At 71.0% G+C, this 24,626-nt stretch carries 22 protein-coding genes and 2 tRNA genes; 18 read left to right on the top strand and 6 right to left on the bottom strand.

Annotation, left to right across the window (positions count from 1 at the left end; all coding sequences use genetic code 11):
* Window positions 1–78: 78 nt before the first annotated feature.
* The 3 genes from ACIQ1J_RS18975 to ACIQ1J_RS18985 are packed head-to-tail and all read left to right on the top strand — an operon-like array spanning window position 79 to window position 2,824.
* Window positions 79–1,131 carry a chorismate-binding protein gene (locus ACIQ1J_RS18975; protein ID WP_403557978.1) on the top strand — a complete coding sequence of 351 codons (1,053 nt, stop codon included), beginning with the start codon at window positions 79–81 and terminating at the stop codon, window positions 1,129–1,131.
* Entirely contained in the window at window positions 1,128–1,949 is an 822-nt protein-coding gene (locus ACIQ1J_RS18980) for an aminotransferase class IV (RefSeq protein WP_403557980.1), read from the top strand. The genes ACIQ1J_RS18975 and ACIQ1J_RS18980 overlap by 4 nt, the downstream gene beginning before the upstream one ends.
* A gap of 50 nt (window positions 1,950–1,999) precedes the next feature.
* Window positions 2,000–2,824, top strand: coding sequence for a GNAT family N-acetyltransferase (locus ACIQ1J_RS18985; RefSeq protein ID WP_403557982.1), 825 nt, complete (start codon window positions 2,000–2,002; stop codon window positions 2,822–2,824).
* Between the two features lie 49 nt (window positions 2,825–2,873).
* Here the strand turns inward: ACIQ1J_RS18985 and ACIQ1J_RS18990 are convergent, their stop codons facing one another.
* Complete coding sequence (locus ACIQ1J_RS18990; RefSeq protein ID WP_403557984.1) at window positions 2,874–3,395, bottom strand: DsbA family protein; 522 nt, start codon at window positions 3,393–3,395, stop codon at window positions 2,874–2,876.
* A gap of 471 nt (window positions 3,396–3,866) precedes the next feature.
* Here ACIQ1J_RS18990 and ACIQ1J_RS18995 point away from each other — a divergent pair, with 471 nt between their 5' ends.
* Window positions 3,867–4,316: a hypothetical protein gene (locus ACIQ1J_RS18995; protein WP_403557986.1), complete on the top strand. Its 450-nt coding sequence runs from the start codon at window positions 3,867–3,869 to the stop codon at window positions 4,314–4,316.
* 186 nt (window positions 4,317–4,502) lie between these two features.
* The gene (locus ACIQ1J_RS19000; RefSeq protein ID WP_121745947.1) at window positions 4,503–4,682 is read left to right on the top strand and encodes a hypothetical protein; all 180 of its coding nucleotides are present in this window, start codon (window positions 4,503–4,505) and stop codon (window positions 4,680–4,682) included.
* A gap of 85 nt (window positions 4,683–4,767) precedes the next feature.
* Here the strand turns inward: ACIQ1J_RS19000 and ACIQ1J_RS19005 are convergent, their stop codons facing one another.
* Entirely contained in the window at window positions 4,768–5,328 is a 561-nt protein-coding gene (locus ACIQ1J_RS19005; RefSeq protein WP_403557988.1) for a CGNR zinc finger domain-containing protein, read from the bottom strand.
* 359 nt (window positions 5,329–5,687) lie between these two features.
* Window positions 5,688–6,101, bottom strand: coding sequence for an SsgA family sporulation/cell division regulator (locus ACIQ1J_RS19010; protein ID WP_004002642.1), 414 nt, complete (start codon window positions 6,099–6,101; stop codon window positions 5,688–5,690).
* A gap of 191 nt (window positions 6,102–6,292) precedes the next feature.
* Between ACIQ1J_RS19010 and ACIQ1J_RS19015 the strand changes: the two genes are divergently transcribed.
* From ACIQ1J_RS19015 to ACIQ1J_RS19055, 9 genes are all read left to right on the top strand, one after another.
* Window positions 6,293–6,745: a TIGR02611 family protein gene (locus ACIQ1J_RS19015; RefSeq protein ID WP_403557990.1), complete on the top strand. Its 453-nt coding sequence runs from the start codon at window positions 6,293–6,295 to the stop codon at window positions 6,743–6,745.
* Between the two features lie 79 nt (window positions 6,746–6,824).
* Window positions 6,825–6,896 (top strand) — tRNA-Val (locus ACIQ1J_RS19020).
* A 401-nt stretch (window positions 6,897–7,297) separates the two neighbouring features.
* Window positions 7,298–8,599, top strand: a complete 1,302-nt coding sequence (locus ACIQ1J_RS19025; protein WP_403557992.1) for an ABC transporter substrate-binding protein — start codon at window positions 7,298–7,300, stop codon at window positions 8,597–8,599.
* On the top strand, window positions 8,599–9,600 hold the full coding sequence (locus ACIQ1J_RS19030; protein ID WP_403557994.1) for a carbohydrate ABC transporter permease: 1,002 nt from the start codon (window positions 8,599–8,601) through the stop codon (window positions 9,598–9,600). Before ACIQ1J_RS19025 ends, ACIQ1J_RS19030 begins: the two co-directional genes overlap by 1 nt.
* A complete protein-coding gene (locus tag ACIQ1J_RS19035; RefSeq protein ID WP_210961494.1) occupies window positions 9,597–10,487 on the top strand; it encodes a carbohydrate ABC transporter permease in 891 nt (296 codons plus the stop codon). Before ACIQ1J_RS19030 ends, ACIQ1J_RS19035 begins: the two co-directional genes overlap by 4 nt.
* 12 nt (window positions 10,488–10,499) lie before the next feature.
* On the top strand, window positions 10,500–11,099 hold the full coding sequence (locus ACIQ1J_RS19040) for a hypothetical protein (RefSeq protein ID WP_403557996.1): 600 nt from the start codon (window positions 10,500–10,502) through the stop codon (window positions 11,097–11,099).
* A 147-nt stretch (window positions 11,100–11,246) separates the two neighbouring features.
* Window positions 11,247–13,982, top strand: coding sequence for a Tat pathway signal sequence domain protein (locus tag ACIQ1J_RS19045; RefSeq protein ID WP_403557998.1), 2,736 nt, complete (start codon window positions 11,247–11,249; stop codon window positions 13,980–13,982).
* 39 nt (window positions 13,983–14,021) lie between these two features.
* Entirely contained in the window at window positions 14,022–14,480 is a 459-nt protein-coding gene (locus tag ACIQ1J_RS19050) for an SRPBCC family protein (RefSeq protein WP_403558000.1), read from the top strand.
* A 39-nt stretch (window positions 14,481–14,519) separates the two neighbouring features.
* A tRNA-Val gene (locus ACIQ1J_RS19055) sits at window positions 14,520–14,591 on the top strand.
* Between the two features lie 136 nt (window positions 14,592–14,727).
* On the opposite strand, the gene ACIQ1J_RS19060 is transcribed toward ACIQ1J_RS19055, so the two are convergent.
* Window positions 14,728–15,453 (bottom strand): 3'-5' exonuclease, encoded by a 726-nt coding sequence (locus ACIQ1J_RS19060; protein ID WP_210961490.1) that lies wholly within the window; start codon window positions 15,451–15,453, stop codon window positions 14,728–14,730.
* A gap of 171 nt (window positions 15,454–15,624) precedes the next feature.
* Between ACIQ1J_RS19060 and ACIQ1J_RS19065 the strand changes: the two genes are divergently transcribed.
* From ACIQ1J_RS19065 to ACIQ1J_RS19080, 4 genes are all read left to right on the top strand, one after another.
* Window positions 15,625–16,191, top strand: a complete 567-nt coding sequence (locus ACIQ1J_RS19065) for a DUF4365 domain-containing protein (protein ID WP_403558003.1) — start codon at window positions 15,625–15,627, stop codon at window positions 16,189–16,191.
* Window positions 16,188–17,477, top strand: coding sequence for a hypothetical protein (locus ACIQ1J_RS19070; RefSeq protein WP_403558005.1), 1,290 nt, complete (start codon window positions 16,188–16,190; stop codon window positions 17,475–17,477). Before ACIQ1J_RS19065 ends, ACIQ1J_RS19070 begins: the two co-directional genes overlap by 4 nt.
* 91 nt (window positions 17,478–17,568) lie before the next feature.
* Window positions 17,569–19,545 carry a threonine--tRNA ligase gene (thrS, locus tag ACIQ1J_RS19075; protein ID WP_403558007.1) on the top strand — a complete coding sequence of 659 codons (1,977 nt, stop codon included), beginning with the start codon at window positions 17,569–17,571 and terminating at the stop codon, window positions 19,543–19,545.
* 150 nt (window positions 19,546–19,695) lie between these two features.
* A complete protein-coding gene (locus ACIQ1J_RS19080) occupies window positions 19,696–20,244 on the top strand; it encodes an HIT family protein (RefSeq protein ID WP_403558009.1) in 549 nt (182 codons plus the stop codon).
* 112 nt (window positions 20,245–20,356) lie between these two features.
* On the opposite strand, the gene ACIQ1J_RS19085 is transcribed toward ACIQ1J_RS19080, so the two are convergent.
* On the bottom strand, window positions 20,357–22,018 hold the full coding sequence (locus ACIQ1J_RS19085) for a hypothetical protein (protein ID WP_403558011.1): 1,662 nt from the start codon (window positions 22,016–22,018) through the stop codon (window positions 20,357–20,359).
* A 265-nt stretch (window positions 22,019–22,283) separates the two neighbouring features.
* Window positions 22,284–24,491 carry an elongation factor G-like protein EF-G2 gene (locus ACIQ1J_RS19090; protein WP_403558013.1) on the bottom strand — a complete coding sequence of 736 codons (2,208 nt, stop codon included), beginning with the start codon at window positions 24,489–24,491 and terminating at the stop codon, window positions 22,284–22,286.
* Between the last annotated feature and the right edge of the window lie 135 nt (window positions 24,492–24,626).

Raw genomic sequence — 24,626 nt, forward strand, 5'->3', positions numbered from 1 at the left:
TCCGGTCGCGGACCTGGTCAGGGCACCCGGAAGGACAGGTTCGGGTCACCTCCGGGCCACCGGCCTAGACTCGACAGTGTGCCCGTCCTCCCTCCCCTCGCCCGCTTCGGCGACCGCCTCGCCACCGGTCTCCTCGACGTCACGAGCGATCCCGCCGCCCTTGACTCCAGGGGCTTCTGGTCCGTCTGCGCGGACTTCGAAGGCCGTCTGACCTGCGCACGCTTCGCCGAGGTGCGGACAGCCCCGGTACCGGCGCCGGTACCGGGAGAGTGGCGGGGGCCGGCCGTCGGTGACTGGGCGTCCTCCCTCGACCGCACCGCGTACACGGCCGCCGTACGGCGCATCCGCGAGCACATAGCCGCCGGCGAGGTCTACCAGGCCAACCTCTGCCGGGTGCTCTCGGCGCCCGTCGCCCCAGGCGCCGACGTGGACGCCCTCACCGCCCTGCTGGCCCGCGGCAACCCGGCGCCGTACGCCGGAACGATCCGGCTGCCCGGGTACGGCGTCGAGATCGCCACCGCCTCGCCCGAGCTGTTCCTGCGCCGGGACGGCCGGGTCGTCGGGTCCGGGCCGATCAAGGGCACCGGGCGGACCGAGGCCGACCTGCTGGAGAAGGACTACGCCGAGAACGTCATGATCGTGGACCTGGTCCGCAACGACATCGGGCGGGTCTGCGCCACGGGCACCGTGACGGTGCCCGACCTGTGCGCGGTCGAGAAGCACCCGGGTCTCGTGCACCTGGTCTCGTCGGTACGCGGCGAGCTGCGCACGGGCGCCGGCTGGCCGGAGCTGCTCGACGCGGCCTTCCCGCCCGGGTCCGTCACCGGCGCTCCCAAGTCCAGCGCCCTGCGGATCATCGACGCCCTGGAGACCGCGCCCCGGGGCCCGTACTGCGGGGGCATCGGCTGGGTCGACGCCGACCGGGGGACCGGCGAGCTGGCCGTCGGCATCCGCACCTTCTGGATCGACCGAGCCGCGGGGCTGCTGCGTTTCGGCACCGGCGCCGGCATCACCTGGGGCTCCGATCCCGAGGGAGAGTGGCGGGAGACCGAACTCAAGGCGTCCCGGCTGCTCGCGGTAGCGTCGGGTGCGTACGAGGTGAACGGAAGCGGAGAGGCGCTACTGACGTGAAGATCTGGCTCGACGGCGGGCTGCAGGACATCGAGTCCGCCCGCGTCTCCGTCCTCGACCACGGACTGACCGTGGGCGACGGCATCTTCGAGACGGTGAAGGCGGTGGCCGGCAGGCCCTTCGCGCTGACCCGGCACCTCGACCGGCTGACCCGTTCGGCGCGCGGCCTGGGGCTGCCCGATCCCGACCTCGACGAGGTGCGTCGCGCCTGCGCCGCCGTCCTCGAAGCCAACCCCATGCCGCTGGGCCGGCTGCGCGTCACCTACACCGGAGGGCACGGCCCGCTCGGCTCCGACCGCGGAGAGCACGGCCCGACCCTCGTCGTCGCCCTCGGCGAGACCGGCCGCCGCCCCGACTCCACGGCCGTCATCACGGTGCCCTGGACCCGCAACGAGCGCGGCGCGCTCACCGGCCTGAAGACCACCTCCTACGCCGAGAACGTCGTCGCCCTCGCCCGTGCCCGCGAAAGGGGCGCCTCCGAGGCGCTGTTCGCCAACACGGTGGGGCAGCTGTGCGAGGGCACGGGGTCGAACGTCTTCGTCGTCCTCGACGGCGAGATCCATACCCCGCCGGTCGCCTCCGGCTGCCTCGCCGGAATCACCCGCGCCCTGGCCGCCGAGTGGACCGGTGCCCGCGAGACCGATCTGCCGCTGGACGTCCTGGACCGCGCCGACGAGGTCTTCCTGACCTCCACACTGCGGGACGTGCAGGCCGTGCACCGCGTCGACGACCGCGAACTGCCGGGCGCCCCGGGACCGGTGACCGCGAAGGCCGTGAGGATCTTCGAGGAGCGGTCCGGGGACGACCTGGACCCGTAAGCGCGGATATTGGGCTGCGCTTCACACCTTTGGCGGGTAGAACACCCGTGATGACCACCACCCTGCGGCCGACCGAGCCGCTTCACCGCGCCGCCGACGGAACGCGTTCCCGCCACTACCAGGTGTGCGTGAACAGCCGTCCAGTCGGCGCGATACACCTCGGCACGTCGAAGACCTTCGGCGACTCGGTGGCCGTGATCCACAAGCTGCGCATCGACGAGCCGGACCGCCGGCGCGGCCGGGGCACGGTGGCCGCCCTCGCGGCCGAGGAGATCGCGCGGGGCTGGGGCTGCGGGCAGATCGAGGCGACCGTCGGCCCCGACGCCGTGGCGGGTCTGCGGCTCACCGCCGCGCTCGGCTACGTCCTGCGCACCCGAGGCATGACCAAGCAGCTCGGCGACACCCGGCCCGCCCTGCCCGCGGACAGCCGAGCGCGGCCCATGGCACGGGACGAGTTCGACGTCTGGCGGGCCTACGAGTCGGCGCAGTACGCCCGGACCTGGATCGAGCGGGGAATGCCCGAGGCGGAGGCTCGCGAGAAGGCGCGCAGTGATCACGAGTTGCTGTTGCCGCAGGGGCTGGACACGGAGAACATGCTGTTCAGCGTCCTGGAGCACAAGGGGGCGCGGGTCGGCGTCCTGTGGCTGGCGCTGCACGAGGGCCGCGCCTTCGTCTTCGACGTCGAGGCCGACGCGGCCCACCGGGGCCGGGGACACGGCCGCACGCTGATGCTGCTGGCCGAGGCGCAGGCGATCGCCGCGGGCCGGCCACTGATCGGGCTCAACGTCTTCGCGGGGAACACCGCGGCCGAGCGCCTCTACGAGTCGCTCGGCTACGGGACGACGCGGTACAGCTTCTACAAGCCGCTGCTCTGACAGCGGGCGGGGGCGGGGGCGGGGCGGGGCCGAGGGGAGTGTTCCCGGATCAGTCCCGCTGTTCGGCCAGCAGCCGGTCCGCGATCTCCTCGACGCGCTCGCGCAGGCCCTCCTGGCTCTTGCCGCCGTCGAGGCGCTCGCCGCCGATCACGTACGTGGGGATGCCGGTCACGCCGATCGCCTTGCCCTCGGCCTGGTCGGCGTCGACGATCAGGATGTGCCGGCCGTCGATCAGCGCGGTGTCGAACTCCTCCGCGTCCAGTCCCAGTTCCCGGGCCACTTCCACCAGGAAGGGCTCTCCCTTGCGGTCCAGCTCCGTCACCCGGTCCAGCACGGCCTCGGCGTACGGCCACCCCTGGCCCTGGGCGACGGCCTCCTCGGCGGCCTGCGCGGCGGCGAAGGAGTGCTTGTGCTTCTCCAGGGGGAAGTGCCGCAGCCGCAGTTCCAGACGGTCGCCGTAGCGGGCGCGCAGGGCGCGGAGGTCGTCCAGGGCGGTGCGGCAGTCCGGGCACTGGAGCTCGCACCAGACGTCGAGGACGGGCGCGGGACGGGCGGGGGAGGAGTCGCTCATGCTGCCATTCTCCCAGTCGGCGGGACGGCACCCCGACCACCGTCGTACGACGGCCGCCGGCACCTGGGGAGGAGCCGTACGACGGCCGCCGGCACCTGGGGAGGAGCCGTACGACAGCCGCCGGCACCTGGGGAGGAGCCGACCCTTAGGGGTGTCGTTTGGATCCTCCCCGGGGCGCGGGGCCCGGCACGCGCTCCCCCACTGCCTGAAGGGCGTGGGAGGTGCCCCCAGCGGCGTCGTCGTCGGTTGCCAGGGCTCCACCCTGTCACCCCCCTCCGCCTTGCAGCCGCACGCACCGGACCCCGCTCGGCTCAGCCGCTGGACACCGTCGCCCGGAGCCGGCCTGATCCGAACGAGACCCCCTAGATCTCCCTGATCTCGCGCCGGAGCATGGCCTCACGGCGCCCGGACGGTGCAGGATGGAAGGGACAGAAGTACTCATGCCCGACCGAGCCCAGCCTGGAGGACCGGATGATTGCCGAGACCATCTGCTCCGCGGTGTCCGCGGCAGGCCTGGGCATCGCGGCGATCACCGCGTACCGCAGGCGTTTTCTCACCGCGACCCGCATCGCCGCCTACTCCCTCGTCCCGATCGGCCTGGTGATGACCGGGGTCGTCGAGTGGCTGGCCGACACGGCCTTCAGTCCGGTGGCCTGGGCCGGCTTCGCGGTGCTGGGTGTGTCCTGGGTGCTGTTCATGACCACGCGCACCGTGGAGCGCCGCCGCGGCGGCACCCGCAAGGAACGCAAGGAGGCCCGCGCCGCCGCACAGCGCGACGCGGTCGCCCCGGCGGCCTCGGAGCCCTCCCTGGGTGCCGGCTCCCGCCCGGCCGCCCGGCCGGCGTCCCGACCTGCGACGACGTCCCGCGGCGAGGACGACTTCAGCGACATCGAGGCGATCCTGAAGAAGCACGGGATCTGACCGTCGGCCGACCGTCGGCTGGCCATCGGCGTCCCGGGACTGAAACGACACAGCGGTCCGAGGCCGTCAGAGCGTGCTCCGGAATGATCAAGATCCGACCGGACATTGCGACATTCAACGAACTCCCGGTCTTTACGGGCGTGTTGATCGCGCAGGCCCCGCGTGCTGCGTCATCATCGCGGCGAGATGCCGGACACCACTCAGCTGGACCCCCAGCTGGACCCGAGACAGAGCGAAACCGCGCGGGCGCACAGCGAACCGCGCGGCTGCCTCTTCGCCCTTTCCCAGCCACCGCTCATGATCTTCCTTGCGGTGATCGGGTGTCTGCTGCTCATGGCTTCGTTGCACGATCTGCTGTTGCTGTGAGCCGTACCCGCGTTCCCCGGCGCCATCCGCCGGGGACCGCGTCGCCACCAAGGCATCGGTGGCCCCCCGGCCGGGAACGGCGGTGTCAGCCCGCCGCCTCTTTGCGTCGTGCCCGGTACGCGGCCACGTGCAAGCGGTTTCCGCACGTGCGGCTGTCGCAGTACCGCCGCGAGCGGTTCCGTGACAGGTCGACGAAGGCGCGCCGGCAGTCGGGCGCCTCGCACCGCCGCAGCCGCTCCTGCTCCCCCGCGACGACGAAGAACGCCAGCGCCATTCCGCAGTCGGCGGCCAGGTGGTCCGCGACGGAGGCGCCGGGCGCGAAGTAGTGGATGTGCCAGTCGTAGCCGTCGTGGTCGGTGAGCCGGGGCGTGGTTCCGGCAGCGGCGACCAGGTCGTTGATCAGTCCCGCCGCGGCCCGGGCCTCGGGGGCCGCGAAGACCGCCGCGAACCGGCCGCGGATCTTGCGCACCGCCGAGAGGTCGAGCTCCGAGAGCACACCGACGTCGCTGACTTCGTGCGTTCCCACAAATTCCTGGAGGGCCGCCACATCCGGCAGTCCGTCCGGCGCCGATTCGTCCTCCGGCACGGTGTTCACCAGATCCACCACGGTGTCGAGGGCGCACCGGGTGTCGTGGGTGATCAGCACATTTCGCTCCCTGGCCTGGGGTCGGGCGGGCGCCCGCCGATGCTGGCCGATGGTAGTGGCTTCCGCGGCGGGCCAACCGGCTCCGATCGCGGTCCGGCCGTCGGTTGCCGGTACAACGGCGACCGGACTGCCTTCGTTCCCGAAGAGGGCGCCGGGAGGCGGCATGAGGCGGCGGAAGGTGGCAGGTGGCAGGTGGCAGCGCGAGGCGGCGGGCCGTGTGGGTTCCGCCGCCGCACGCGCACCGGCGCCGCCCCCGCGGAGACCCGCGGCGACGACGCCGGTGTGTGCCGTATGCGGTTGTCCGGGCCCGTGCCGTCACCCCGAGTCGACGGCGACGGGCGGCTTCACGGTGCCTCGCCCTAGCTTTCCGCCAGGATGTGCGAGAGCTCCTGATCGAGATCGAAGTGCCGGTGTTCCGTGCCGGGCGGCACGGCGGCGTCTGTGCGCTTCAGGAAGGACTCCAGGGCTCGTGCCGGGGCCTCGAGCAGTGCCTCGCCCTCCGGGGAGCTCAGGGCGATGCACACGACGCCCTGGCCATGACTGCGGGACGGCCAGACACGGACGTCGCCGGTGCCGGTGGGGCGGTGGAGACCTTCGGCGAGGAGGTCGCGGGCGAACACCCACTCGACGGTTTCCTCGGCTCCGGTGTGGAAGGTGGCGTGCACGGCGTAGGGGTCGGCCGTGTCGTACCGCAGGCCTGCGGGGACAGGCAGGGAGGACTCGCTCGACACAACGAGGCGCAGGTGCAGCTCGCAGCTGACCGTGGTGTTCATAAGCGCCAGGGCCTTTCGCTCAGTGTGCGCTCGGGGATTCGCACGTCGGCGAAATCGACATGCCACCTACGGTGCCGTTGTAAACCCCTCTGAGTGTTTTGCGTGCGTTTACGTAACTCTTCCGGCCGAGTGATCGTTCGGGTCGTGCGCCCATTCCGGTGACAGGTTTCGCTCCGGTAGTGTTTGGCTGTATGAACACGGGGAGTAACACGTCCGGCGAGGCAGTCGCGGCGGAAGACCGTACGGGGACGGACGAGGCCGCGGCCGGCCGCGCGCTGGGCTCACGGGCACCGGAATTCGTCAGGGCGCGCCGCGCCCTCCACCTGAGCTGGCAGGTCGGCGTATTCGTCGTCGGCCTCGCGGTGGTGGTGGCCGGCGTCGCCATGCTGGTGCTGCCCGGACCGGGCTGGGTCGTGATCTTCGGCGGCATGGCGATCTGGGCGACCGAGTTCGTCTGGGCCCAGCTGGTCCTGCGCTGGACCAAGCGCAAGGTCACCGAGGCGGCGCAGCGCGCCCTGGATCCCAAGGTGCGGCGCCGGAACATCATCCTGACCTCGATCGGCGTGGTGATCGTGGCCGTGCTGGCCGGAATCTACCTCTACAGGTTCGGGCTCGAAATGCCCTGGAAGATCAAGGACCAGTGATCCGCGGCGAGGGCGCGGCGACCCGGCCCCCGCTGGTCACAGGCACCCCCTGACATGGGGTAATGTTCTTCCTGCGTCCGGGCGATTAGCTCAGTGGGAGAGCGCTTCGTTCACACCGAAGAGGTCACTGGTTCGAACCCAGTATCGCCCACCGGATCATCAGGCGGCCCGGCTCACCCTCGTGAGCCGGGCCGTTCTGTCGTGCGTGCGCCCGGGCGGTCCCGAGGCGTGCCCGAGAGTCACGTGCGGCGCCTCCCGGGCCGGCCGGGCGGCCGTTCCGCTTCCGCGCGTCTTCACCCAACCGTGACCTTCCGCGCAGCCCGCCCCGGCGGGCCCATCGGTGTTCGGTCCGTCGGCCACACCGCGCCGACCTCGGCCTTCTCCGGTGCGGTCGGCCGAGCGGCCGGGATGGTCGTCCGCTCTGTCCGCGCCCCGTGCCCATGAATTCCTGTCCGAATCATTGACGTGCCCCCGGGCCCTCCGTAACTTGTGCCAGCAAGCGCTTACTTGAAACGATTCATGAGGCGGACGCGACGTCGCGGGGAGGCTCGTATGCAGCAGGACGGGAATGCGGAGAGGCGGACCGGGAGGCGCACGATCCTCAAAGCGGCGGGCGCCTCGCTGGCCGTCGCGGGGCTGGGTGCGACGGCCACCGCGTGCGGCGGCGGCAGCGGCTCGGGGGATGGGACGGTGACGATCCGTTACTCGTGGTGGGGCGCCGAGGACCGGGCCGAACGCATCAACAAGACCATTGCGCTCTTCGAGAAGAAGTACCCGAAGATCAAGGTCAAGACCGACTTCCAGCCGTACACCGACTTCTGGAAGAAGTTCAACACCCAGGCCTCCGGCGGGAACCCGCCGGACGTCTTCCAGAATGCCATCGGCTTTCTCCGCAAATACGACGCGAAGAATGTCCTGCTCGACCTGAGCGAGCAGACCAAGGCGGGAAACCTCTCCATGGACGGCTTCCGGGCCGGCCTGGAGAAGTTCGGTGAGATCGACGGGAAACTCCTCGGCGTGCCCGTCGGTTCGAATTCGATGGCCCTCGTCATCGACAGGCCCGTCTACACCAGGGCCGGCAGCAAGCCCGAACAGGGCTGGACCTGGGACGACTTCGACGAGGCGATGACGAGGATCCGGGACAGGACCGGGCGAGCCGGGGACAGCGGCATGTACGGCGTCATGTACCTCTACGACCTGTACCTGCGGCAGAACGGCAAGGCATTCTTCACCGAGGACGGGCTCGGCTTCTCCGAGGCCGACCTGACCACCTGGTGGACGAAGGCGGAGAAGGGCGTGCAGTCCGGCCTGTTCGCCGACCCGAAGAAGGTCGCCCAGATCAAGCCCAAGTCGGCGCTCTCCGCGGAGCTCGCGGGCAGCGAGTTCACCTGGGACAACTTCACCGTCCGCTACACCTCCGAGGGCAAGAGCGAGTACGGTCTCGCGCCGATCCCCACCACCGACGGCAAGCGCACCGGCCAGTACCTCGGCTCGCTGATGCTCAGTGCCTACAAGCGCACCGAGCACCCCGAGGAAGTCGCCCAGTTCATCGACTTCATGGTCCACGACCCCGAGGTCGCCAAGATCATGGGCTACGACCGCGGCGTTCCGACGACGCAGGCCCAGTACGACGCGTACCAGCCGACCGACCCGGTCAACAAGGCGATCGCCGCCTACGAGGCGTCCCTCGTCGAGGCGGGCGTCCTGGAGCAGATCACCCCGCACCCGAACGGTGCCGACATCTGCGAGGCCGCCTTCCTGCGCATCGCCGAGGAGATGGCGCTCGGCGAGCGGTCCGTCGAGGACGCCGTGAAGCAGTTCTTCTCCGAGTCGAAGACGGCTCTCGTCGGCTGATGGGGAACGCAGTGACACACGCCCCTGCGAGGGAGGGCCTGGCCGCGGAAGCCGAGCCGCGGCACGGACCGGTGAAGTCTCCGCGCCCCGCCGAGCTGAAGCGGCGGGGCCGCCGGGAGAATCTGGCCGGCTACCTCTTCATGTCCCCCTGGATCGCCGGATTCCTGCTGCTGACTGCGGGACCGATGGTCGCCTCGCTCTACTTCGCGTTCACCGACTACAACCTGTTCGACGCTCCCAAGTGGATCGGCCTGGACAACTTCTCCGAGATGTTCGGCGACCCGCGCTGGCGCCACTCGGTCCAGATCACCCTGTGGTACGTCGTCGTCGGCACGCCGATCAAGCTGATCGCGGCGCTGGGTGTCGCGCTCCTGCTGGCGCAGAAGCGGCGCGGGCAGGCCTTCTACCGGGCCGCCTTCTACGCCCCGTCACTGATCGGCGCGAGCGTGTCCGTCGCCATCGTGTGGAAGGCGATCTTCTCGGACGACGCGGTCGTCGACCGTACGCAGCAGTTCTTCGGGATCGGCGCCGGCGGCTGGACCGGCGACCCGGACCTGATCATCTACAGCCTGGTGGCCCTGACCGTCTGGCAGTTCGGCGCCCCCATGGTCATCTTCCTGGCCGGCCTCAAGCAGGTGCCGCGCGAGCTGTACGAGGCGGCCGATGTCGACGGGGCGGGCAAGCTGCGGCAGTTCTGGAACATCACGCTGCCGATGATCTCCCCGGTCCTCTTCTTCAACGTCCTGCTGGAGACGATCCACTCCTTCCAGATCTTCAGCTCCGCCTACATCGTCGGCGGCGGCGCCGGCGGCAACGCCTGCGGTCCCGCGGACGGCACGATGGTCTACACCTGTTATCTGTACGTCCAGGGCTTCGAGAACAGCCGGATGGGCCTGGCCTCCGCCATGGCCTGGATGCTGCTGGTCGCGGTCGCCCTGGTCACCGCGGTGCTGTTCTGGTCCCAGAAGCGCTGGGTGCACTACGAGGAGGGCGGCCGATGAGCGCGCAGGCCACCGACGTCACGCCCGCCCCGCCCGCGAAGGGAGCCCTGCGGCGCAGGCTGCCGGGTTCGCTCGCCTGGCATCTCGGGTCGCTGGCGATCCTCGCGGTGATCCTCTACCCGGTGCTCTGGGTGATCGGCGGCTCCTTCAAGGAGAGCGGGGACATCGTCGGCAGCCTGGACCTCTTCCCCGGCGACCCGATCCTCTCCAACTACACGAGCCTCGCCGACGGCATCGCGGACATCTCCATCTCCACGTTCTTCTTCAACTCACTCTTCCTCGCGGTCGGTTCGGTGATCGGGATCGTGGTGTCCTGCTCACTGACCGCCTACGCCTTCGCGAAGATCCGGTTCGCGGGCCGCAACCTGCTGTTCACGCTGATGATCGGCACACTGCTGCTGCCGTACCACGTGCTGCTGATCCCGCAGTACGTGCTGTTCCGCAACATGGACATGATCAACACGTACACCCCGCTGCTGCTGGGGAAGTACCTGGCCACGGAGGCCTTCTTCGTCTTCCTGATGGTGCAGTTCATGCGCAATCTGCCCAGGGAACTGGACGAGGCGGCCCGCCTCGACGGCTGCGGGCACTTCCGCATCTACTGGTCGATCGTGCTCCCGCTGTGCCGGCCGGCCCTGATCACGAGCGCGATCTTCACCTTCATCAACTCGTGGAACGACTTCATGGGCCCGCTGATCTACCTCAACGAGCCCGGCAAGTACACCGTCTCCCTCGGCCTGAAGATGTTCGTGGACCAGGAAGGGCTGGCGAACTACGGCGGCATGATCGCCATGTCGCTCGTCGCCCTGCTGCCCGTCCTCGCCTTCTTCCTGGCCTTCCAGCGCTATCTGATCGACGGCATGGCGACGTCCGGTCTGAAGGGCTGAGGTGAACCGATCGTGACCGACGCACGCGCCAAGGCCCGCACGGAGCGGGGGGAGTCACGCTTCGCCGAGGGGTTCGCCCTGTTCGCCGAGTGCCTGCTCACCGGGGTGTGGATCGCGGTGGCCTCGCTGCCGCTGGTCACCTACCCCGCCGCGTTCGCGGCCGGCGCTCGGCATCTCGGGCGCCGCCTCGCCCACGAGCGCGGCGGCTGGCGGGAGTTCACGGCCGACTTCCGGGCGGCGGTGCGCCGCGGCTGGCTCGTCGGGCTCGCCGGGTGGGCCGCCCTGGCCGCGGTCTGGGTGGACGTGCAGGCCGTACGCAACGGTCTGCCGGGCGGTCCCCTGGTGGGTGCCGTAGGGATCCTCGCCCTGATCGGCGCGGCCGTGGCCGGGTTGCGCGCGGCGGCGGCCTGGCGGCCCGGCGCCTCCTGGCGGTCGCTGCTCGCGCAGGCCGGCCGCCGCACCGTGCTCGACCCCGCAGGTTCCTTCCTGATCGTCGGCGGGCTGGCAGTCGTGGTCTGCTCGGCCTGGTTCAGCGCGCCGCTGGCGGTCGCCGTCCTCGGCGCCGTAGCCGCGGCGGCCGTCGCCGTGGAGGAGCGCTACCGGCGCCGCTGACGCGGCGCCTTTGCCCCCAGGGCCGGCGTCCCGGCGCCGCACCTCTGTGTCATGCCCGTGACAGGCACCCCTCGCACGCAGAGCCATTCCCTCGACACCCCCTGCACCCGCCCCGCCCCGCCCCGCACGGAACGGAAAGGAAAGGCCATGTCCCCCATCCCCCGCAGGTCCCTCCTCAAGGCGGCCGCCGTCGCCGGAGCCGCCGCCCAGTTCAGCTGGGCGCTGGGCGCGAAGAACGCCCAGGCCGCACCCGCCGCCAAGGACGCCGACGCCGACCCCGTCACCCTGACCTGGCTCGAGGACGGTGGCCTCGGCGCCGCCCCCGGCTCCACCGTCGGCGTCCCGTGGCCCAAGGGCACCTACCAGCAGGACCAGTCCTTCGCGGTCACGGACGCGGACGGCAAGGCCGTACCCGCCCAGTCCTGGCCCCTCGCCTACTGGCCGGACGGCTCCCTCAAGTGGACCGCGCACGCCGTCGGCTCCGGCAACGGCAGACTCACTCTGACCGCCGGCACCCCCGCCGCGCCCGCGAAGAAGGTCACCGTCGACCGGCGCGGCGGCACCATCGACATATCGACCGGTGTCATCACCGCGAGAATCGGCACATCCGGATCGGCCCTGATCAAGTCGGTCACCAGAGGCTCCACCGAGATCGCGAAGAACGGCCGCCTCGTCCTGCTGCGCCAGCCCGAGATCGAGGACGGCGACCAGGGCACCGTGAAGTACGAGCGCTTCGACGGCGCCATCGACGAGGTGCAGGTCGAGCAGGACGGCCCGGTCCGCGCCGTCGTACGCATCGACGGCAAGCACCGCAAGGGCCACCGCGGCTGGCTGCCCTTCTCCATCCGTCTCTACTTCTACGCGGGCGCCGACTCCTTCCGCATGGTGCACACCATCACGTTCGACGGGAAGCAGGAGCCCGGCAAGGCGAGCGGCGACTTCATCCGCGGCCTCGGCGTCCGCTTCACCGTCCCGATGCGCGACGAGTCCTACGACCGGCACATCCGCATCGGCGGCGAGGGCACCGGCCTGCTCCGCGAGGCCGTCAAGGGCATCACCGGCCTGCGTCGCGACCCCGGCGCGGCCGTACAGGCGGCGCAGTTCGCGGGGGAGAGGCTGCCCGACCCCGCCACCTGGGACCAGCGGGTCACCACCCGCCTGAAGTACATCCCCGAGTGGGGCGACTACACCCTCTCCCAGCTCTCCGCCGACGGCTTCTCCCTGCGCAAGCGCACCAAGAAGGGCCACGGCTGGATCGGCGCCGGCGGCGGCCGGCGCGCCTCCGGCTTCGGCTACGTCGGCGGAACGAGCGGCGGACTCTCCTTCGGCCTGCGCGACTTCTGGGAGAAGCACCCCGCCCAGCTCGACATCCGCGACGCCCAGACCGACGAGGCCGAGGTCACCCTCTGGCTCTGGTCACCCGAGGCCCAGCCCATGGACCTGCGCTTCTACCACGACGGCATGGGCCAGGACACCTTCCCCGAGCAGCTCGAAGGCCTCAACATCACCTACGAGGACTACGAGCCCGGCTTCGGCACCCCCTACGGCATCGCCCGCACCTCGGAGCTGCTGTTCTGGGCCAACGCCGCCACCCCGAGCGCCGAGACACTCGCCGAACAGGTCGAGGCCGTGCGCGTACTGCCCCAGCTGGCCGCCCCGCCGGCGCAGCTCATCAAGTCCAAGGTCTTCGGCCCCGGCCTCTACTCCGAGCCCGACCGCTCCACCCCCGCCAAGGCGAAGATCGAGGACCACCTCGACTTCCTCTTCACCTACTACAAGGACCAGGTGGAGCAGCGCCGCTGGTACGGCTTCTGGGACTACGGCGACATCATGCACACCTACGACCCCGCCCGGCACCAGTGGCGCTACGACATCGGCGGCTACGCCTGGGACAACTCCGAACTCTCCCCGGACCTCTGGCTCTGGTACGCCTACCTGCGCTCCGGCCGCGCCGACATCTTCCGCTTCGCCGAGGCCATGACCCGGCACACCGGCGAGGTGGACGTCTACCACCTCGGCGAATGGGCCGGCCTCGGCACCCGGCACGGAGTCCAGCACTACGCCGACAGCGCCAAGCAGCAGCGCATCGCCAACACCACCTACCGGCGCTACTACTACTTCCTCACCGCCGACGAACGCGTCGGCGACCTCATGCACGCCAACGTCGACTCCGACGAGACCTTCCTCGCCCTCGACCCGCTCCGCAAGATCCGCACCGAGCCGTACACCCCCGACCGCCACGCCCTGTCGGTCGGCTTCGGCACCGACTGGAGCGGTCTGGTCTCGGCCTGGCTGACCGAGTGGGAACGCAAGGGCCCCAAGTGGGAGAAGGCCAAGGCCCGCGTCCTGTCCACCATGGAGACCATCGCCGCCCAGCCCAACGGCTTCGTCCAGGGCAGCGGCCTGTACGACCTGGACACCGGCAGGTTCGCCGTCGCCGACACCCCGAAGGTGGACGTCTCCCACCTGTCGGCCGTCTTCGGCCTGAACGAACTGTGCGCCGAACTGATCGACCTCGTCGACATGCCGGAGTTCGACGAGGCGTACTACGACTACTGCCGCTACTTCAACGCCTCCAAGGCCGAACAGGCGGCACGGTACGGCAGCAACTTCGGCAGCCTGATCCTCTTCCAGGGCCACTCGCGCCTCGACGCCTACGCGGCCGTACGGACCGGGGACGAGAAGCTCGCCACGCGCGCGTGGCAGAAGTTCTACGACTCCGACGGCTACAAGGAGTCGGCCCCTTGGCGGACGGAGAAGCTGAGCGGCCCGGTCACGCTGGTGCCGGGCAGCGAGGCGAGCTGGGTCTCCACCAACGACACCGCGCTCTACGGCCTCGCCGCCATCGAGAACCTGGCACTTCTGGGCGACAGGATGCCGTAACCGGCATGTGAGGGGCGCGGGCCCGGGCACACTCCACAGGTGGACTGGAACCATTACCGATTCCGCAGCCTGTGGGCCCTGCCCGCACCCGTCCCGGCCGTCTACCGCGCGCTGGAACGGATCGAGGACTATCCCCGCTGGTGGCCCCAGGTGCGCCAGGTCACCCGGCTCGACGACACCAGCGGGGTCGTCCGGTTCCGCTCACTCCTCCCGTACGACCTCACCGCGACCCTGCGCGAAGGCCGGCGCGATGCGGAGGCGGGGGTGCTGGAGGTCGCCATGACCGGTGACATGGAGGGCTGGGCGCGCTGGACGGTCGCCCCGCGCGGCACCGGCACCCTCGTCCGCTACGACCAGGAGGTCGACGTACGCAAGCCCCTGCTGCGCAGCCTCGCCGTGCCGGGGCGGCTCCTGTTCCGGGCCAACCACCGCCTGATGATGCGGGCGGGACGGCGCGGACTCGCCGCCCACCTGGAGGGCGGTCACCAAGCGGTTTGAAGGAAACGCGCCGGGCCCTGTATTGTTCAGTGCGTTCCCGGGCGATTAGCTCAGTGGGAGAGCGCTTCGTTCACACCGAAGAGGTCACTGGTTCGAACCCAGTATCGCCCACGTTCGCGAGAGCGACGTGCGTCCGCAGACAATGCGGACCACGTCGCTCTCGTCGTGTTGTGCGCGGCTTCGCCGCGCGAAGTGGTCGCCACCCACACCCTCGTGCCCGGCGTTGCCCGTGGCCGGGGCGGTTCGCTCACGCCGCCGCCGGCAGGTCCGGCCGCAGCGGCCAGGCCGGGTCCACCGCCTCCTCGGTGCCGTTGAGCGCGAACCACGCCTGCAGCCCCCGTGCCTGCCCCGCGTGCCAGACGGCCTGGAGCGTGTGCAGCTCGGCGGTGGACAGGCGTTCCAGCCGCCCCGGGAAGCGGCGCCCCACCGCCCGTACGACCTCCAGCGCGGCCTGCGCGTCGGCCGCCGCGTCGTGCGCGTCCGCCAGCTCCACGCCGTAGTGCGCGCACAGGTCGGTGAGGGTGCGGCGGCCCTTGCGGTACCGGTCCAGGTGTTTGTCGAGCACGCGCGGGTCGAGGACGTGCAGCGACGTCCGCTCCACCCAGCGGCCGAGGGAGGAGGCGCGGTGCCGGCGCAACTCCCGGTCCAGCAGTGTCAGGTCGAACGGCGCGTTCATCACCACGAGCGGGCGTCCGGCGCGGGCCTGCTCGGCCAGCGCCTCCGCTATCTCGTACATCACCGGCGCCGGCCAACGGCCGTGGCGCTGCACATGCTCCTCCGTCAGCCCGTGCACCGCGGTCGCCGCCTCGGGCACCGGCACGCCCGGGTTCACCAGCCACCGGGTCACGCGCGGCCTCAGCCCCGGCGCGTCCTGCACGACGAGGGCCGCCGACACGATCCGGTCGGTCTCGACGTCCACACCCGTCGTCTCCGTGTCGAAGGCGGCCAGCGGCCCCTCGAACCAGCTCGTCATAGGGCACTCAACTCCTCGTTCGCGTACGGCAGCTGACGCGCCGTCCACTGTCCCGATTCGGTGATACCCGGGCTGTTTGCGGCGTACGCCGGAAGGAGACAACAGGAGTACGGGTCCTCGCAGTTCAGCGACCCGCAGTGGGGATACACCAGTTCTGGAAGGCTGTTGGCCATGGCCATGGCGCAGCCCGAACGGGGCGGGCTGCTGCCCGAGCGCACGGCCCCCTCTCGCGGCTCTCTCGCCACCACCGCCTGCATGGAGACCTTGCAGGTCGGCTACCTCCACGCGGTCGCGGCGGCGGCGGGCTGCTCGCTCTCCCAGCCCTTCCCGGACAACGGCATCGACTGGCACGTCAGCCACAGCGCCCCCGGGCACACGGTCGACGACGAGGTCACCATCAAGGTGCAGCTCGAGGCGACGTACCAGATCCCGCCCAGCCCACCCGGCCGCTTCTTCTCCTTCACGCTCGACAACGACCACCTGGCGAAGCTCGCCCGCACCCCGGTCTCCGTGCACAAGATCCTGGTCGTGATGATCGTCCCCCGGTCCCGGGGCCAGTGGCTGCGGGCCGGGCACGACCGGCTCGGTCTCAGGCACTGCTGCTACTGGACCAACCTCGCCGGACACCCGGTCACCGGCCGGCGGCGTACCACCGTGCGGATACCGACCGCGCGGGTCTTCGACGACCGGGCGCTGTGCGAGATCATGACGCGGGTCGGGACGGGAGGGAAACCATGACGCACCGCCCGACCGGTGAACCCCTGCGCGCCGTGCGGCCGCACCCCGCCGACACCGCCGGTGACCCGGCCTGGGACGACGGCAGCCCGCCCGGGTCCGGCACCATCGACCCGGCCGTGCTGACCGCCCTGCTCCACCGGCACGGATGGCGGCGTCGCGGCGGCGCCCCGGGCCGCTACGGCCGCTGGACCCCGCCCGGCCCGGCCGCCGGTGCCACGAGCCTGCTGGTGCCCGTCAGCCGCGCCTTCCCCGACAGCGACGACCTGCTCGGCGAGGCCCTGCTCGCGCTGTCCCGCAGCGGCACGCCCGCCGCCCGCGAGATCCTCCTCTCCCTCGCCGTGCCCAGCGACGAGATCCGCTGGGGGCGCGACGTACCGACCGGACCCGGCGACACCGCCTCCTGGACCGTGGAGGAACAGCTGCGTTCCGCCGCGCGCCGGATGCTGCTCGCCGGAGCACTCGCCACACGCGCGCGTGCGGGCTACTACGGCGCGCGGCACCGGCGCGCCGCCGCCGAGGCCCTGGAGAACGTCCTGGTCGGTCCCGCCCCCGGCGGCCGCCGGCTCACCGCGTTCGTGCCCGTCACCACCGGCCGCCCCCTCGCCGTACGCCTCCACCACGCCCTCTGCGCCGCCCGTGAGGCCGTCGACTACCGGCGGGCCACCGGCGGCATGGAGGCCTTCGACACGGCCGTCGCCGCGGGCGTCAGCCACGAGCTCACCGAGGCGCTCGTCGCCCTGGTCCGCGGCACGGAGGGCGCCCGGATCGCCGTCGACTGGGCACCGGCCGCCGGGGTCCCCGAGGGCTGCGCCGCCTACGCCGAACCCGTCGAGTTCTCGCCCGGCGACCTGCCCGCCCTGCGCGAGGCCGCCGCCCGCTACCTGCGCGCCGAGCCCTCCGTACCGGTCCGGATCACCGGCACCGTCGTCCGCATGCGCCGTCCCGGGCCGCGCGGCGCGGGCACCGTACGGCTGCGGGTGCTGGCCGGGGCGGACGTCCCGCACGTACGGATCACGCTGGACGAGGAGGCGTACCGGATCGCCGGGCACGCCCATCTCGTCGGGCTGCCGGTGCGGGTGCTCGGCCGGCTGGAGAGCAGGGGCGGCTTCCGCCGGCTCACCGGCGCCTGCGAGATCGCCCCCGTACCGGCCGACGACGCGGAGCGGGACCGGCTGCTGAAGGCGGTCCAGGAGCACGTGGAGGTGGCGGCCTTCTTCGAGGAGACCTGCGGAGGGGACGGCGGGGACGACGGCGACCGCGGGGACGACGGCGACCGCGGGGACTGATTTCGCGGTGAGCGGGCCGGGGTCGGTACGATCGCCCTCATGCGTGCGCTTTGGTATGGCGCCGCAGCCCCACTTCAGTCAGGAGAGACCGGTGTCAGACGTCCGTGTGTTCATCCAACGCGATTCCGAGCGGGAAGAACGCGTGGTGACTACGGGCACGACGGCCGCCGAGCTCTTCACCGGCGAGCGCTCGATCGTCGCCGCCCGCGTGTCCGGTGAGCTGAAGGACCTCGCCTACGAGGTCCAGGACGGCGAGACCGTCGAGGGTGTCGAGATCTCCTCCGAGGACGGTCTGAACATCCTGCGCCACTCCACCGCGCACGTCATGGCGCAGGCCGTGCAGGAGCTGTTCCCCGAGGCCAAGCTGGGCATCGGTCCGCCCGTCAAGGACGGCTTCTACTACGACTTCGACGTCGAGAAGCCCTTCCACCCCGATGACCTCAAGGCCATCGAGAAGAAGATGCAGGAGATCCAGAAGCGCGGCCAGCGCTTCTCGCGCCGCGTCGTCACCGACGACGCCGCCCGCGAGGAGCTCGCCGGCGAGCCGTACAAGCTGGAGCTGATCGGCCTCAAGGGCTCCGCGTCGCACGACGACGGCGCGGACGTCGAGGTCGGCGCCGGCGAGCTGACGATCTACGACAACCTGGACGCCAAGACCGGCGAGCTGTGCTGGAAGGACCTCTGCCGCGGTCCCCACCTGCCCACCACCCGGAACATCCCGGCGTTCAAGCTGATGCGCAACGCCGCCGCCTACTGGCGCGGCAGCGAGAAGAACCCGATGCTCCAGCGTATCTACGGCACCGCCTGGCCGTCCAAGGACGAGCTGAAGGCGCACCTGGAGTTCCTCGCCGAGGCCGAGAAGCGCGACCACCGCAAGCTCGGCAGCGAGCTGGACCTGTTCTCCGTCCCCGAACAGATCGGCTCCGGCCTCGCCGTCTTCCACCCCAAGGGTGGCGTGATCCGCCGGGTCATGGAGGACTACTCGCGGCGCCGCCACGAGGAGGAGGGGTACGAGTTCGTCTACACCCCCCACGCGACGAAGGGGAAGCTCTTCGAGACCTCGGGGCACCTGGACTGGTACGCCGACGGCATGTACCCGCCCATGCAGCTCGACGAGGGCGTGGACTACTACCTCAAGCCCATGAACTGCCCGATGCACAACCTGATCTTCGACGCGCGCGGCCGCTCGTACCGTGAACTGCCGCTGCGCCTGTTCGAGTTCGGGACCGTGTACCGGTACGAGAAGTCGGGCGTCGTGCACGGCCTGACCCGGGCCCGCGGCTTCACCCAGGACGACGCGCACATCTACTGCACCCGCGAGCAGATGTCGGAGGAGCTCGACAAGACGCTCACCTTCGTGCTGAACCTGCTGCGCGACTACGGCCTGACCGACTTCTACCTGGAGCTGTCCACCAAGGACCCGGAGAAGTTCGTCGGCTCCGACGAGGCCTGGGAAGAGGCCACCGAGACGCTCCGCCAGGTCGCCGAGAAGCAGAACCTGGAGCTCGTGGCGGACCCGGGCGGTGCCGCGTTCTATGGCCCGAAAATCTCCGTTCAAGCGCGCGATGCCATCGGGCGCACCTGGCAGATGTCGACCATCCAGCTCGACTTCAACCTGCCGGAGCGCTTCGACCTGGAGTACACGGCTGCGGACGGCTCGAAGACCCGCCCGGTCATGATCCACCGTGCGCTGTTCGGCTCCATCGAGCGGTTCTTCGCGGTGCTCCTGGAGCACTACGCGGGCGCTATGCCGCCGTGGCTCGCTCCGGTGCAGGCGGTGGGTATCCCGGTGGGGGACGCTCACGTGCAGTACCTGGAGGAGTTCGCGGCGGAGGCACGGCGGAAGGGGCTGCGTGTCGAAGTGGATTCCTCCTCGGACCGGATGCAGAAGAAGATCCGGACGCAGCAGAAGCAGAAGGTTCCCTTCATGATCATCGTCGGTGACGAGGACATGCACGGGGGCACGGTGTCGTTCCGCTACCGCGACGGTTCGCAGGAGAACGGCATTCCGCGTGACCAGGCGCTGGCGAAGCTCGTTGATGTGGTGGAGCGCCGGATTCAGGTGTGACGCTGTCCCCGCACGAGCGGGGCTGGTCCGGACGCGATCGGTCGGACCTGGCATATGTCGACCTGCTCCCCGCACCAGCGGGGATCGGCCCCCGGGAGCGGTCCCGGGGGCTCTTTTCGATCCCGAGCCCGCGCGCCATATGCTGCACGCATGACGAGTGAGCCGGAGCAGCAGATGGGGGTGGGGACCCAGGACGCGTTCCAGCGCCTGTGGACGCCCCACCGGATGGCCTACATCCAGGGCGAGAACAAGCCGAGCGGCCCCGGCGCCGACGACGGCTGCCCCTTCTGCTCGATCCCGGCCAAGTCCGACGAGGACGGTCTCGTCATCCGGCGCGGTGAGCTGGTCTACGCGGTGCTCAACTTGTACCCCTACACCGGCGGTCACACCATGGTCGTCCCGTACCGCCACGTCGCCGACTACACCGAGCTGACCGACGTGGAGACCGCGGAGCTCGCCGAGCTGACCAAGCAGGCGATGACGGCCCTGCGCACCGCGTCCGGCGCCCACGGCTTCAACATCGGCATGAACCAGGGCACGGTGGCCGGTGCGGGCATCGCCGCCCATCTCCACCAGCACGTCGTGCCCCGCTGGGGCGGCGACACCAACTTCATGCCGGTCGTCGGCCACACGAAGGTACTGCCGCAGCTGCTGGGGGACACCCGCAAGATGCTGGCGGAGGCGTGGCCCGCCGCCTAGCTGCGGGCAGTCGTGCCGCTGGGGCGGCACGGGTGGGCGCAGCGGCACCCCCGTCAGCGCCGGGCCGCGCGTCCCACCCCTGAGCCGCAGCCCCGGGCACCTGAAGACAGGCCTACGCGTTGTACAGGTCCGCCTTACCCGGCGTCGGGTCCTGCACCGCCGTACTGAGGAACGCCGACCGCGTCCCGAACTTCTCCGTGTCCACGCCGTTCTCCTCCAGCACCCTGATCGCCGACGAGTGCACCACCCGCAGCACCGGCGCCGCCGCCCGCAACGCGTCGTCGGCCATGAAGCGGTGGCGCCACGGCTGGTCCGCCCACGCGTGGCGCAGCCCGAACGGCTCCGGCAGGCCGATCGTGCCGCCGAGCCAGTTCAGCAGCGGCGGATACCAGGTGAGCGGGGCGCGGACGGCGAGCCGTACGACCTCGTTCGCGGTGACCAGCGGGAGCATCACCTTGCGCGTCTCCCACGGCTTGAACGACTTGGCGACCTCCTTGGAGGGAGCCTCCGGCTTGGTGGTGAACAGCGGGTTCACCGGGCCCAGGGCATGGCCGGTGACCTCGATGCGCAGCGTCTCGTGCAGCACGGTCACCGTGATCAGCATGGTGATGACCAGCTGGCCGTCCCACAGGGTCCACTGGACGCCCAGGTAGTGCCGGTCACCGGCGCCGAACTGCTGCTTGTTGCAGATGTCCTGAATCGCGTGCGACTTGACCTGGTACGCCTCGACGTCCGTGCCCTCCGGGCGGGACACCGCCTTGGCGTTCTCCCCGATGGGCGTCACGACCCAGTGCCGTATGGAGGGCTTCGTGAAACCGCCGGTGTTGAGCGGGCCGCGCTCCAGCATGCGCAGCTGGTCGTGGATGGCCCGGACGACGTCCCAGCTGCGGAAGGGGTGGATCTCCCGGGTCGGGTCGGCCGGCACCAGGTTCTCGGCGAGCTGCCAGCTGCCCCAGCGGGTGCCCATGCCGAGTATGCCCTTGGGGCCGGCGTAGAAGACCGAGTTGGACTGCTGCTCGGCGCCGAGCTTGGCCAGTGACTGGCGCAGCTGCTCGGCCGCGGTCTCACCCGGGTTGCTGGGCACCGCCTCGGGGACCTTGGCGCCGACGCCGCTGCCCGACAGGAGGCCGTCCCAGCGCTCCCGCAGGTCCCTCGCCGTGCCCTCGCAGATGCGCTTGGCCCAGAACCAGCCGACGACGGGCAGGACGACCGCGGCGCGCGCGTACCAGGCCCAGAAGCCGGAGAAGGGCATCTTGAGGAGGAACAGCACGGCCAGCGCGGCGATCGCCACGAGCACCGCGGTGCCCAGGGCCCCGGCCTGTTTGTTCTCCGCCTTGGCGACGGTGGTGCGGATCTGGAAGCCGAGCAGCCAGACCAGCATGCCGGGCAGGAACAGCAGACCGCACAGCACGATCACCGTGGACAGCCGGGCGTCGCGCGCCTTGCGGATGCCGTTGGCCGCCAGGCAGTGCTCGACGACCACCTGCGGCTCGGCACCGAAGGACTGGATGAGGGGCTTGCGGCCGCTGCCCAGCATCCGGTCGGCCACCGCGCGGGAGAAGGCCTCGCCGAGGTTGGGCCGGAAGATGGTGGCCCAGGACCGGCCCGCGTTGAGGGACGTCTGGTGCCACTCGTTGTCGGCCTTCTTGATCTCCTGCAACTCGCTGTCCCGGTAGGCGGCCGAGGCCAGCGCGAAGGTGGCCGTCTGGCCTCCGTCGTCCGTACGCGGCACCTGCGGTCCGAAGAAGTCCGCGTAACCGCCGTCAACGGTCATTCCCGCCCCCGATCGCCACCACTGTCGCTCCTGCGGCCTTCCCGACTTCGGTGCCCGGCACACCTGTTGATCAGGTCATCAGCGTATCCGCCGACACCGACATGCGGCACCGGACGGCGAAAGGCGCCCCCGCGCGCGCGGTTTGCCCCGGTGTTGCGCCGTCGTGCGCCCGGACCCGGCAGACCGGTAACGAGCCTCATCCCGGTGTGAGTCGAAGGCACGACCGGCGCGGGGGAAGTCCGCGCCGGTCCTCTGCCGCGCACCCCTAGGACGCCGCCCGCAGCTCCTCCCGGAGGCGTTCCGCGATCTGCGGCGGCATCGGTTCGTGCCGCGCGTAACGGCGGTCGAAGCGCGCGGTGCCGTGCGTCAGGGAGCGCAGGTCCACCGCGTACCGGCCGATCTCGATCTCCGGCACCTCGGCCCGGACGAGGGTCCGCCCGCCGCTCGTCTGCTCGGTGCCGAGCACCTTGCCGCGCCGACCGGACAGATCGCTCATCACGGCGCCCACGTAGTCGTCGCCGATCAGCACGTTCACCTCGGCCACCGGCTCCAGCAGGTGGATCCTCGCCGCGGCCGCGGCCTCCCGCAGCGCCAGTGCGCCGGCCGTCTGGAAGGCGGCGTCGGAGGAGTCCACCGAGTGCGCCTTGCCGTCCCGCAGCGTGACCCGCACGTCGATCAGCGGATGCCCCGCGGCGACGCCCTTGGCGGCCTGCGCGCGGACGCCCTTCTCGACGGACGGGACGAACTGCCGGGGCACCGCGCCGCCGACCACCTCGTCCACGAACTCGAGGCCCGAACCGCCCGGCAGTGGCTCCACCTCGATCTCGCAGATGGCGTACTGACCGTGCCCGCCGGACTGCTTCACGTGGCGCCCGCGCCCGGCCGCCCGGTCCCCGAACGTCTCCCGCAGGGAGACCCGGTGGGGTACGACGTCGACCTGGACGCCGTAGCGGCTGCGCAGCCGTTCGAGCGCCACGTCGGCGTGGGCCTCGCCCAGGCACCACAGGACCACCTGGTGCGTGTCCTGGTTCTGCTCCAGGCGCATCGTCGGGTCCTCGGCGACCAGCCGCGAAAGCCCCTGGGAGAGTTTGTCCTCGTCGGGCTTGCTGTGCGCCTGGATGGCGAGCGGCAGCAGCGGGTCCGGCATCTCCCACGGGGCCATCAGCAGCGGGTCGTCCTTGGCCGAGAGCGTGTCGCCGGTCTCCGCGCGGCTCAGCTTGGCCACGCACGCCAGGTCGCCCGCGATCACGTGCGAGACCGGCCGCTGCTGCTTGCCGAAGGGGGTCGACAGGGCGCCGATCCGCTCGTCCGCTTCGTGGAGGGCACGGCCCTCGTGACCGCGGTCGGCCAGTCCGTGCCCGGAGACGTGCACCGTCTGGTCGGCGCGCAGGGTGCCGGAGAACACGCGGACCAGCGAGATCCGGCCGACGTACGGGTCGGAGGACGTCTTGACGACCTCCGCGACCAGCGACTCGTCGGGATCGCACATCCGCAGCTCGCGCGGAGCGCCGTCGGGCGTGGTGACCCGGGGCGCCTCGCGCTCCAAGGGGGTCGGGAAGCCGCGCGTGACGAGCTCCAGCAGCTCGACCGTGCCGATCCCCTGCCGGGCGCCCTCGGCCGCGGGGGCGGCGGCCAGCACGGGAAAGAACACCCCGCGCGCCACGGCCCGTTCGAGATCCTCGATGAGCGTCTTGACGTCCACCTGCTCGCCGCCGAGATAGCGCTCCATGAGCGTCTCGTCCTCGCTCTCCGAGATGATTCCCTCGATCAGCATGGAGCGGGCCTCGTCGAGCGACGGCAATTGTTCCTCGCCCGGTTCGGACTCGTCGCGCTCGCCGGACGCGTAGTCGAACAGCTTCCGCGACAGCAGCCCGACGAGTCCCGTCACGGGTGCGTGCCCGTCGGGCGCCTGCGGCCCGTGCAGCGGCAGGTACAGCGGCAGCACGGCGTCGGGGTCGTCCCCGCCGAAGGCCTCCGCGCAGATCCGCGTCATCTCCTCGAAGTCCGCGCGGGCGGCCTCCAGGTGCGTGATGACGATGGCGCGCGGCATGCCGACGGCGGCGCACTCCTCCCACACCATGCGGGTCGAGCCGTCCACCCCGTCGGAGGCCGAGACGACGAAGAGGGCCGCGTCCGCCGCCCGCAGACCGGCCCTCAGCTCACCGACGAAGTCGGCGTACCCGGGGGTGTCCAGAAGGTTGATCTTGATGCCGTCCCATTCGACCGGCACCAGGGAGAGCTGTACGGAGCGCTGCTGCCGGTGCTCCATCTCGTCGTAGTCCGAGACGCAGCCGCCGTCCTCCACGCGGCCCGCCCGGTTCAGTGCTCCCGCCGTCAGCGCGAGAGCTTCCACCAGAGTCGTCTTGCCCGATCCGGAGTGGCCGACCAGCACCACATTCCGTACGGACGTGGGGTGGTCGGCCGCCGTAGCCCTTCCGGCGGCTCCGGGATGGGTGTGTGCCTTGTCGCCCATGTCCTTGCCTCCCGTGCACGGTGAGGTCACTGTGGGCGCGGACACGCGGGACCGCGTGCACTGGCGGCTCCGGCGACGCCCGCGGTCCTTCGAGCTTTCCACTCCCGTCACGCCGCGTCCATACGACGGCCCGAT

It is taken from the genome of Streptomyces sp. NPDC097107 (assembly GCF_044762405.1).
In the GTDB taxonomy this organism is placed as follows: domain Bacteria; phylum Actinomycetota; class Actinomycetes; order Streptomycetales; family Streptomycetaceae; genus Streptomyces; species Streptomyces thinghirensis.

Coding starts and splice junctions, on each gene's coding strand:
- ACIQ1J_RS18985 (WP_403557982.1), top strand. CDS start 2,000: ATGACCACCACCCTGCGGCCGACCGAGCCGCTTCACCGCGCCGCCGAC.
- ACIQ1J_RS18990 (WP_403557984.1), bottom strand. CDS start 3,395: ATGAGCGACTCCTCCCCCGCCCGTCCCGCGCCCGTCCTCGACGTCTGG.
- ACIQ1J_RS18995 (WP_403557986.1), top strand. CDS start 3,867: ATGATTGCCGAGACCATCTGCTCCGCGGTGTCCGCGGCAGGCCTGGGC.
- ACIQ1J_RS19000 (WP_121745947.1), top strand. CDS start 4,503: ATGCCGGACACCACTCAGCTGGACCCCCAGCTGGACCCGAGACAGAGC.
- ACIQ1J_RS19010 (WP_004002642.1), bottom strand. CDS start 6,101: ATGAACACCACGGTCAGCTGCGAGCTGCACCTGCGCCTCGTTGTGTCG.
- ACIQ1J_RS19015 (WP_403557990.1), top strand. CDS start 6,293: ATGAACACGGGGAGTAACACGTCCGGCGAGGCAGTCGCGGCGGAAGAC.
- ACIQ1J_RS19025 (WP_403557992.1), top strand. CDS start 7,298: ATGCAGCAGGACGGGAATGCGGAGAGGCGGACCGGGAGGCGCACGATC.
- ACIQ1J_RS19030 (WP_403557994.1), top strand. CDS start 8,599: ATGGGGAACGCAGTGACACACGCCCCTGCGAGGGAGGGCCTGGCCGCG.
- ACIQ1J_RS19035 (WP_210961494.1), top strand. CDS start 9,597: ATGAGCGCGCAGGCCACCGACGTCACGCCCGCCCCGCCCGCGAAGGGA.
- ACIQ1J_RS19045 (WP_403557998.1), top strand. CDS start 11,247: ATGTCCCCCATCCCCCGCAGGTCCCTCCTCAAGGCGGCCGCCGTCGCC.
- ACIQ1J_RS19060 (WP_210961490.1), bottom strand. CDS start 15,453: ATGACGAGCTGGTTCGAGGGGCCGCTGGCCGCCTTCGACACGGAGACG.
- ACIQ1J_RS19065 (WP_403558003.1), top strand. CDS start 15,625: ATGGCCATGGCGCAGCCCGAACGGGGCGGGCTGCTGCCCGAGCGCACG.
- ACIQ1J_RS19070 (WP_403558005.1), top strand. CDS start 16,188: ATGACGCACCGCCCGACCGGTGAACCCCTGCGCGCCGTGCGGCCGCAC.
- ACIQ1J_RS19080 (WP_403558009.1), top strand. CDS start 19,696: ATGACGAGTGAGCCGGAGCAGCAGATGGGGGTGGGGACCCAGGACGCG.
- ACIQ1J_RS19085 (WP_403558011.1), bottom strand. CDS start 22,018: ATGACCGTTGACGGCGGTTACGCGGACTTCTTCGGACCGCAGGTGCCG.
- ACIQ1J_RS19090 (WP_403558013.1), bottom strand. CDS start 24,491: ATGGGCGACAAGGCACACACCCATCCCGGAGCCGCCGGAAGGGCTACG.